Genomic DNA, 255 nt, shown 5'->3' with positions numbered 1-255 from the left:
TCGGCTTCTTCTCCACCGCCGACTCGCTGGTCGCCAACAACCTGGTCCTGGCCGTGTACCGCCTGATCACCAACCCGGAGTGCCGCCAGTACATCCTGCGCCAGGCCTTCGAAGAGGCGATCCACACTCACGCCTACCAGTACTGCATCGAATCGCTGGCCATGGATGAAGGCGAGATCTTCAACATGTACCACGAGATTCCGTCGGTCGCCAAAAAGGCCGCCTGGGGCCTCAAGTACACCCGTTCGATCTCCG

1 protein-coding gene is annotated in these 255 nt (G+C 60.8%); it reads left to right on the top strand.

Going from position 1 to position 255, the window contains the following annotated elements:
- Positions 1-255, top strand: a 255-nt coding sequence (locus tag AACY08_RS30270; protein WP_339472759.1) for a ribonucleotide-diphosphate reductase subunit beta, incomplete at both ends; no start/stop codon positions are given.

Source organism: Pseudomonas sp. EL_65y_Pfl1_R83 (assembly GCF_963970695.1).
GTDB lineage: Bacteria > Pseudomonadota > Gammaproteobacteria > Pseudomonadales > Pseudomonadaceae > Aquipseudomonas > Aquipseudomonas tritici.
This window is presented reverse-complemented; position numbering and strand designations above follow the sequence as displayed.